Genomic DNA, 7,481 nt, shown 5'->3' with positions numbered 1-7,481 from the left:
CCGTGCTACGTGAGCAACGCAAGTATCGATCATGCGATCTTTTCGGGGCCGATTAATCGCTTTTGACAGGGATTTCCGGGCGTGCCTTCTCGGCTAGCCCGCCTCCCCGAGTTTAAAAGTGTGCGTTGCGTCCCGGCGAATAGTGCGGGGTATCGAGGTGGGTGGTGGCTGGGTGCCGTCACGGTCCCCTGAGGTTCCGGTGGTCGGCGCAGGGCTTCACACGATGATCTACGAGACAGGCCTTAACCGTTCCAGGCTCATTCCGGCCGGGACAGGGGCACGTCACGGCGGTGCGACCGCCGGTCCACATACCGGCGGCGCGGCCGTGGCCGGGCGGCGCATGGCATCCTCGCCGGCGTGAGCTACCCCACCCAGCTGCCTCGTGAGTTCCGGATGGCGTCCGGCGGCTTCGGCCGGATGGTCCTGCCGTTCGTGTTCGTGCTGGTCTTCTTCTTCGCGGTCATGCTGCTGCTCGGGTCGGTCTTCGGCGGGATGCTCGGCGGGATCATCGCGGCTGTGGTCGGGACCGGGGCGCTGGTCGGCGTGCTGTACCGCAAGTTCGCCCGGATGAGGTCGGGCACGGTCGTGCGGTTCTCCGAGTACGGGGTCGAGCTCACCGACACGCTCGGCTTCCGGGTGTGGCTCAGGTGGCCGGACATCACCCGGATGGGCCGGGTCGACACCAGGATGGCCGCGGCCGACAAGTTCGGCCCCGAAGACGGCCTGCAGGTCGGCGTCGGCGCGATGCGGTCCCTCGGCCTCATCGGCTGGGGCGAGCGGGTGGTCCCGCCGAACGCGCCGGGCTGGATGCGCGAGAACCTCGCCGCCCAGCCGAGGAACCCGATGGACGGCCGCCCCGAGGTCGCCATCCCGCTCGGCGGCATCGACCCGAACTGGACGCACGGCCCGATGGGCCAGTGGGTGCGGATGTACCGCCCGGACCTCCTCGGCCCGGGGACGGCGGCCCAGCCCGGCTACCCGCCGCAGCCCGGCTTCCCGGCACCGGGCCATCCGCCCCAGCCCGGCTACCCGCCCCAGCCCGGACAACAGGGATACCCGGGCCAGCCGTACTAACCCGCGAACGTCGGTACCGTCGGGGTTGTGTCGATCACCGTGGCCGGGCTGGGCATCAAGGCCGGCGAGCACTGGCTCTTCCGCGAGCTCGACCTCGCCGTCGGGCCGGCCGAGTGCCTCGTGCTCACCGGGGCCAACGGCAGTGGCAAGTCCACGCTCCTGCACTGCCTCTACGGCCTCCGCCACCCCACCGAGGGCACCGTCGAGGTCCTCGGCCGCACGCCCGACGAGCGGGACGTCGCCTTCCGCCGCCGGGTCGCCGTGTTGCTCGACGACTCCGACTTCTTCGCCGAGTTGTCGCCCCGGCAACACCTCGAGCTCCTCCAGAGCACCTTCGACGAGCCCGACCCCGACGTCGACCAGTGGCTCGACGAAGCCGGCCTCGGTGAGCGGGCCGACGTGCACGCCTACTACTTGTCCGCCGGGCAACGGCGGCGCCTGCTGCTCCTCGGCGCCATCGCCCGGCCGCACGACGTCCTCCTGCTCGACGAGCCCGAGCGGGCCCTCGACACGCAGGGCAAGAGCTGGCTCGCCGACATCGTCAAGGCCGAGCGCGACCGCAACCGCACCGTCGTCCTCGCCACGCACCACCCGCCGCTGCTCGAGGTCGCCGACCACGTGGTCCACCTGGGATGAAGGCCCTCGCCACGCGCTGGCTCTCCGGGGACGAGCGCACCCTCGGCCTGCTGCTGGCCGGCGGCGTGCTCACCATGGCCTTCTTCCGGCTCGACAACCTCCGCGCCGACCTCGGCGTCGCGCCCGGCCCGGCCTTCCCGCTCGTCCTGCTGCTCGTCGCCGGCGCGCTGGCCTGGCGGTCGCTGCTGTCCCGCGGCTTCGTCTGGCTCGAACCGGCCGTCCTCACCTGGCGTGACTTCGGCGGCGTCGACCGCGAGCAGCTCGTCGCCCGGCGGCTCGTGGCCGGGTGGGTCGGCCGGCAGCTCGCGCTCGGCTACCTCCTGGCCCTGCTCGCCGCGGTCGCCGCCGTCCCGCGGGCCTGGACGCTCGCCGGCGTGGCCGTGCTGTTCGCCGGTGGCGCGCTCACCCTCGGGGTGGCCCGGCAGGACCGCCGGGCCGGCGAGACCGCTGTCGTCACCACGCTCGCCGCCGCGGCGGTCATCGTCCGGCCGAACCCGGCGACCCTCCTCGTCCTGGCCGCCGCGGCGGCCCTGCTCGCCGTCCCGCTGCTGGCCGGCTCCGGACCGCCGGCCCGGCCGCACATCGCCACCCGCGCCGGCCGCCTGCGGCTGGTCGACGGCTGGCGCGGCCGGGTGCTGCGCACCACCGGCGTCCAGTTCCTCGACCTGGCGATGCTCCTGCCCGCCGCCCGCCCGGTCGGCCCGCGCCCGCTGCGCCGGCCGACCGGGCTGCGGCTGGCCTGGCTCGGCGTCCTGGGCCGCGCCCGGCACGTACCGACCGCGGCGCTGCTCGCGTTCACCGCCGTCGCCACCCACCTGGCGTTGCCCGCGCTGCCCGCCGAGGTCGTGTTCGCCCTGCTCGGCTACCTCGCGATGGTGCCGCTCGCCGCCGGGCTGGGGGAGCTGTGGCGCTCGCCGGGCCGGCGCCGCTGGGTCGGCCGGACCGACGCGGCCCTGCGCGCGGACCACCTCGTCGTGCTCACCGCCCTGGCCGCCGGGTGGGCCGCGGCCGTCCTCGGCCTGGCCGCGCTGGCCGGCCACGGCTGGCCGGCGACCGTCCTGCTCACCGTGCCACTGATGTCGGCCTGCGCGATCCGCACGGTCACCCGCAACCCGCCGACCTACGACAACCTCGCCCAGGTCGACACCCCGGTCGGCGCCATGCCGATGCGGCTGATCCTGCAGACCCTGCGCGGCCCGGACGTCGGCGTGCTGGCCGTGGTCCTCGTGCCCGCGCTGCCGACCCTCGCCGGCGTGGCGGTCGTCGCCGCCGTGGTCGCGTTGTGCGTGCTCAGGTGAGTCCGCTCGAGGATGGCCAGCGGCCGGCTCGGGCCGGCGGCGGCCGGGACCGTGATTCGGCCCACGTCGGGCGAGGTCGCCGGCCACCCGGCGGTGCCCGCTCCGGCCAGCACGGGCGCCGCCCGGGCCACCAGCAGGCCCGGCCGCAGGTGAACCCGCACGTCGCCGCAGGGGACGGGCACCCGAGGCCGACCGACATCGGCCGCGGGGGTCGCCGGTGATCGACAAGGACAGATCCTGCCAGCCCGAACAGCCCGGCCCAGGCGCACTCCCCGACACCGAGCGGGCTACGATCGCCAGCGAATCACGGCAAGGCGTGGTTGCAGACACGCAGGAGGCATGGAGTGACGGCAGTAGCCCCGAAGCCGATCGCCACGCGACCGTACCCGGCGCGCCCGACAGCCAAGGGTTCGTACCTGCTGCAGCTGTTCCGGGAGACCGATCCGAAGAAGATCGGCGTGATGTACCTCGTCACGGCGTTCGCCTTCTTCATGATCGGCGGCGCGATGGCCATGCTCATCCGCTCCGAGCTCGCGTTCCCCGGGCAGCAGTTCCTCTCGCAGGAGCAGTACAACCAGCTGTTCACCATGCACGGCACGATCATGCTGCTGCTGTACGCGACGCCGATCCTGTTCGGGTTCGCCAACTTCGTGCTGCCGCTGCAGATCGGCGCGCCGGACGTGGCCTTCCCCCGGCTGAACGCGTTCTCCTACTGGCTGTTCCTCTTCGGCGGCCTCATCGTGCTGTCCGGCTTCCTGACCCCGGGTGGCGCCGCCGACTTCGGCTGGTTCGCCTACACCCCGCTGTCGGACAAGATCCACTCGCCGGGGGTCGGCGGTGACCTGTGGATCGTCGGCCTGATCCTGGCCGGTCTGGGCACGATCCTCGGCGCGGTCAACATGCTGACCACCGTGGTCTGCCTGCGTGCGCCCGGCATGACGATGTTCCGGATGCCGATCTTCACCTGGAACATCCTGATCACGTCGATCCTGGTCCTCATCGCGTTCCCGATCCTCACCGCGGCGCTGTTCGGCCTGCTGGCGGACCGGCAGCTCGGCGCGCACGTCTTCGACCCGGCCAACGGCGGCGTGATCCTCTGGCAGCACCTGTTCTGGTTCTTCGGCCACCCAGAGGTCTATATCGTCGCTCTACCGTTCTTCGGCATCGTGTCCGAGATCTTCCCGGTGTTCAGCCGCAAGCCGCTGTTCGGCTACCGCGGGCTGATCTACGCGACGCTGGGCATCGGCGCGTTGTCGGTCGCGGTGTGGGCGCACCACATGTACGCCACCGGCGCGGTGCTGCTGCCGTTCTTCTCCTTCATGACCTTCCTCATCGCGGTGCCGACCGGGGTCAAGTTCTTCAACTGGATCGGCACGATGTGGAAGGGGCAGCTGACCTTCGAGACGCCGATGCTGTTCTCCGTCGGCTTCCTGGTCACGTTCCTCTTCGGCGGCCTCACCGGCATCCTGCTGGCCGCGCCCGCCATCGACTTCCACGTGTCGGACACCTACTTCGTGGTGGCGCACTTCCACTACGTGCTCTACGGGACCATCGCGTTCGCCACGTTCGCCGGCATCTACTTCTGGTTCCCGAAGATCACCGGCCGGTACCTCGACGAGTCGCTGGGCAAGCTGCACTTCTGGACCACGTTCCTGGGCTTCCACGGCACGTTCCTGGTGCAGCACTGGCTGGGCAACGAGGGCATGCCGCGCCGCTACGCCGACTACCTGGCGTCCGACGGGTTCACCACGCTGAACACGATCTCCACGATCGGCGCGTACATCCTCGGCGCGTCCACGCTGCCGTTCATCTGGAACGTGTTCAAGAGCTACCGCTACGGCGAGACCACCACCGCGGACGACCCGTGGGGCTACGGCAACTCGCTGGAGTGGGCCACGAGCACCCCGCCGCCGCGGCACAACTTCACCGAGCTGCCCCGGATCCGGTCCGAGCGCCCGGCGTTCGACCTGCACTACCCGCACATGGTCGAGCAGGCACACGCCGACAAGTACATCGGCCCGTTCAGCGGCAACCACGCCGGCGACGCGCCACCCGCGCCGTCCGAGGTGCTCGCCGGGACGATGAACCCGGACGACATCTCCAAGGGTGACCCGAAGAACCCGAACTGAGCCCAGCCTTGGTCGCACAGCCGAGTACCCCGGTCCTCATCACGGTCTCCGGGCCGGACAAGCCGGGCGTCTCCTCGGTCCTGTTCGCCCTGCTCACCCGGCACGGCGTCGAGATCCTCGACGTCGAGCAGGTGGTCATCCGGGGTCAGCTGGTGCTGGGCGTGCTCGTCGGCACCGACCACGACCCGGAGGGCCTGCAGGAGGCCGTCGAGCAGGCCATGGCCACGGTCGCGATGTCCGTCACGGTCGAGGTCGGTGCCGACCCGCTCTCGCCCGCGCGGCTCGGGTCCAGCCACGTGCTCATCGTGCTCGGCCGGCCGGTCACCGCCCGCGCGTTCGCCGAGGTCGCCCGCCGGCTCGCGGCCCTGGACGCCAACATCGACGCGATCCGGCGGGTCGCCGACTACCCGGTCACCGGCCTCGAGCTGCGCGTGTCGGTGGCCCAGGACACCCGCGAGGCCGACGCCGACCTGCGCTCGGCGCTCGCCGAGGTGTCCGCGCGGGTCGGGCTGGACGTCGCCGTCGAGCGCGAGGGCCTCACCCGGCGGGCGAAGCGGCTCGTCGTGTTCGACGTCGACTCCACGCTGATCCAGGGCGAGGTCATCGAGATGCTCGCCGCGCGGGCCGGCTGCGAGGACGAGGTCCGCGAGGTCACCGAGGCCACGATGCGGGGTGAGCTCGACTTCGCCGAGTCGCTGCGGCGGCGGGTCGCGGTGCTGGCCGGGCTGCCGGAGACGGTGCTCGACGAGGTGGCCGACTCGATCATGCTGATGCCCGGCGCGCGCACGACCATCCGCACGCTCAAGAGGCTCGGCTTCCGGTGCGGGGTGGTCTCCGGCGGGTTCACCCGGATCATCGACCGGCTCGCGGCCGACCTCGGGCTGGACTTCAGCGTCGCGAACGAGCTGGAGATCGAGGACGGCAAGATCGCCGGCCGGCTGGTGGGCGACATCGTCGACCGGGCCGGGAAGGCCACCGCGCTGCGGGAGGCCGCCGCCCGGTTCGACGTGCCGCTGGCCCAGTGCGTGGCCATCGGCGACGGCGCGAACGACATCGACATGCTCTCGGCCGCGGGCCTCGGCGTGGCGTTCAACGCGAAGCCGGCGCTGCGCGAGGTGGCCGACACCGCGCTGTCGCACCCGTACCTCGACGTCGTGCTGTTCATCCTCGGGATCACCCGGGCCGAGGTCGAGGCGGCCGACGCCGCCGACGGCCTCGACCTCATGCGCCCGTGAGCACCGTTCTCGATCCTCTCGGGGCGCGGTACGCCGAGTGGCTGCGACTCCCCGCCTCCGCCACCGCCGACGTCGCCGCCGAGGACCCCGAACAGGTCCGCGCGATGCCGGTGATCCTGCGGATCGAGCGGGCGGAGCCGCCCGCGCGGACCGCCGTCCTGGAGGCCGCGGCGGCCGCGGCCGTCGCCGTGTGCCTGGACGAGCGCTCGGCCCCGGGCGGCGAGTGGCACGAGGCCGTGTCGTCGTGGGTCGACGCCCGCATCCGCAAGGTCGCCCGCCGCGCCCGCGGCGCGCACTGGCAAGCCGTCCAGGCGCTGCCCGGCGTCACCGTGGCGGTCGACGGCGCCGAGGTTCGCGCGCTGGTGCCCGGCCGCGTCGTGGCGACGCCCAAGGAGGTCAGCCGGCTGCAGATCACCGGCAGCGACCTGCCCGCGGACGAACCCGGCCCGCCGCCCGCGGGCGTGCCGGTGCTGTGGCTCAACCCGGTGATCGAGATGACCGCCGGCAAGGCGGCGGCCCAGGTGGGCCACGCGACGATGTTGCTGGCGGCCCTGTGGCCGGACGCGTCCTCGTGGGCCGCCAACGACTTCCGGGTGGCCGTCCGCACGCCGTCCGAGCGGCGGTGGGCCGAGCTGCTGCCCGGCGACGACCCTGCGGCGGCCTGGCGCGAGCGCGGCATCGTGGCGGTCCGCGACGCCGGCTTCACCGAGATCGACCCGGGCACCGTCACCGTGCTGGCCCAGCGGCCGTAGCTACTGGTCGCGTTGCCAGACCACGAAAAGGCCGTCCTCCGGGGTGGTCATGGCCTCCACGAACGCGTCGTTGTCGAAGCCCGGCATCGACTGCAGGCGGGTCATCAGGTCGTCGGCCGACGGGTCGCCCGCGGGGACCGCGCAGCCCCCTCCGCCGGTGCGCACCAGGAGGAAGAACACGTCCTCCTTCCACGGGCCCTCGGGCGTGGTCCTGATCGCCACCTCGGCGAGGTCGGCCCAGGTCACCGCCTCCTCGGTGCCGTCGGCGAGCAACCGGCGGACGCCGTCGTCGTCGACGGTGATACCGGAGTTTGTGGACACGCGAGTCTCCCTGGAGCTGTTCGGTTGAGGCATATT

7 protein-coding genes are annotated in these 7,481 nt (G+C 72.4%); 6 read left to right on the top strand and 1 reads right to left on the bottom strand.

Annotation, left to right across the window (positions count from 1 at the left end):
* The first annotated feature begins 357 nt into the window (after positions 1–357).
* The 6 genes from VGD70_RS16215 to VGD70_RS16190 all read left to right on the top strand — a co-directional run bounded on the left by VGD70_RS16215 (position 358) and on the right by VGD70_RS16190 (position 7,124).
* Positions 358–1,074, top strand: a complete 717-nt coding sequence (locus VGD70_RS16215) for a hypothetical protein (protein WP_331082290.1) — start codon at positions 358–360, stop codon at positions 1,072–1,074.
* Positions 1,075–1,101: 27 nt separating this feature from the next.
* Positions 1,102–1,710 (top strand): ABC transporter ATP-binding protein, encoded by a 609-nt coding sequence (locus VGD70_RS16210; RefSeq protein WP_331082289.1) that lies wholly within the window; start codon positions 1,102–1,104, stop codon positions 1,708–1,710.
* Complete coding sequence (locus VGD70_RS16205; protein WP_331082288.1) at positions 1,707–3,008, top strand: DUF6297 family protein; 1,302 nt, start codon at positions 1,707–1,709, stop codon at positions 3,006–3,008. Before VGD70_RS16210 ends, VGD70_RS16205 begins: the two co-directional genes overlap by 4 nt.
* 344 nt (positions 3,009–3,352) lie before the next feature.
* Positions 3,353–5,137 carry a cytochrome c oxidase subunit I gene (gene ctaD / locus VGD70_RS16200; RefSeq protein WP_331082287.1) on the top strand — a complete coding sequence of 595 codons (1,785 nt, stop codon included), beginning with the start codon at positions 3,353–3,355 and terminating at the stop codon, positions 5,135–5,137.
* 8 nt (positions 5,138–5,145) lie between these two features.
* Entirely contained in the window at positions 5,146–6,372 is a 1,227-nt protein-coding gene (serB, locus tag VGD70_RS16195; protein ID WP_331082286.1) for a phosphoserine phosphatase SerB, read from the top strand.
* Entirely contained in the window at positions 6,369–7,124 is a 756-nt protein-coding gene (locus VGD70_RS16190) for an aminoacyl-tRNA hydrolase (RefSeq protein ID WP_331082285.1), read from the top strand. Before serB ends, VGD70_RS16190 begins: the two co-directional genes overlap by 4 nt.
* Here VGD70_RS16190 and VGD70_RS16185 read toward each other — a convergent pair whose 3' ends face one another.
* Complete coding sequence (locus VGD70_RS16185; protein ID WP_331082284.1) at positions 7,125–7,478, bottom strand: hypothetical protein; 354 nt, start codon at positions 7,476–7,478, stop codon at positions 7,125–7,127. It lies immediately after the preceding gene.
* Positions 7,479–7,481: the final 3 nt, after the last annotated feature.

Source organism: Actinophytocola sp. (assembly GCF_036402745.1).
Lineage (GTDB): Bacteria > Actinomycetota > Actinomycetes > Mycobacteriales > Pseudonocardiaceae > Actinophytocola.
This window is presented reverse-complemented; position numbering and strand designations above follow the sequence as displayed.